At 63.7% G+C, this 1,519-nt stretch carries 1 protein-coding gene; it reads left to right on the top strand.

The window, feature by feature from the left end; translation table 11 throughout:
• The coding region (locus tag DBR20_RS10945; RefSeq protein ID WP_108266195.1) for a 3-deoxy-7-phosphoheptulonate synthase class II at nucleotides 1–1,215 on the top strand (1,215 nt) is incomplete at its 5' end.
• Nucleotides 1,216–1,519 lie beyond the last annotated feature (304 nt).

The raw sequence follows: 1,519 nt of genomic DNA, 5'->3' as shown, positions 1-1,519 counted from the left end.
TGGGAGATCCTGGCGCTGAAGCAGCAGCTGGCCGACGCCCAGGAGGGCAAGCGTTTCCTGCTGCAGGGTGGCGACTGCGCGGAGAATTTCAGCGACTGCGAATCGGGCACGATTTCCAACCGGTTGAAGGTGCTGCTGCAGATGAGCCTGGTGCTGGTGCACGGCCTGCGTCAGCCGGTGATCCGCGTCGGCCGTTTTGCCGGGCAGTACGCCAAGCCGCGCTCGACCGATACCGAAACCCGCGATGGTGTGACCCTGCCCAGCTACCGTGGCGATGTCATCAATGCGCCGGCCTTCACCGAAGCGGCGCGGCTGCCCGATCCGAAGCGGATGCTGCAGGCCCACGCGCATTCGGCGATGACGATGAACTTTGTGCGGGCGCTGATCGATGGCGGCTTCGCCGACCTGCACCATCCCGAATACTGGAACCTGGAATGGGTAAGCCATTCGCCGTTGGCCGCCGACTACCAGAAGATGGTCGCCTCGATCGGCGATGCCGTGCACTTCATGGAGACCCTGGCCGGGGCCCGCGTGCACAACCTCAACCGCATCGATTTCTACACCTCGCATGAAGCGCTGCTGCTGCCCTACGAGCAGGCGCTGACCCGGCAGGTGCCGCGCCAGCAGGGCTGGTTGAACCTGAGCACGCACTATCCGTGGATCGGCATGCGTACCGCCGCGCTGGATGGCGCACACGTGGAGTACCTGCGTGGCGTGCGCAATCCGATCGCGATCAAGGTGGGCCCGTCGGTGACGCCGGACCAGCTGCTGCGCCTGATCGATGTGCTCAATCCGGATGACGAGCCGGGCCGCCTGAGCTTCATCCACCGCATGGGTGCGACGCAGATCGCGCAGAAGCTGCCGCCGCTGCTGGATGCGGTCAAGCGCGATGGTCGCCGCGTGCTGTGGGTGTGCGATGCGATGCACGGCAATACCGAGAGCACCGCCAACGGCTTCAAGACGCGGCGCTTCGACAATGTACGTGGTGAGGTCGAGATGTCGTTCGACCTGCACGCGGCTGCCGGTACGCGTCTGGGTGGCGTGCATCTGGAGCTGACCGGTGAGGATGTGACCGAATGCACCGGCGGTGCGCGCGAGTTGACCGAGCGTGACCTGGAGCGTGCGTATCGTTCGACCGTCGATCCGCGATTGAACTACGAGCAGTCGCTGGAGATCGCGATGGCGATCGTGCGCAAGCAGGAGCAGGTGCGGTAAAAGGTATTTCGGCAGGGCTTGCAGCCCTGCACCTGCTGAATCAACGTCAACGTCAAATGCGGGCATTCCGTGGGATGGCGGGACGGTGTGGGTAGTCAGGACACGCCGTAAACCCATCCATGGGGGCTCGATGGCGCCATCCATGGCGCCAACGGTCCTGCCTACCCACACCGTCCCACCTCTGACAGATTTCCGCGGCTGTTGGATCCACGCCATGCGTGGATGACTCCATCGGAATCGACTATTTCGATATCGGAACGAATTGAGCCGAGCATGGCTCGGCTCTACAGAAATGCCGGCAGAT

This window comes from Stenotrophomonas sp. HMWF023 (assembly GCF_003060985.1).
In the GTDB taxonomy this organism is placed as follows: Bacteria; Pseudomonadota; Gammaproteobacteria; order Xanthomonadales; family Xanthomonadaceae; genus Stenotrophomonas; species Stenotrophomonas lactitubi.
The sequence above is the reverse complement of the archived record's forward strand: the minus strand, read 5'-3'. Positions and strand labels throughout refer to the sequence as shown.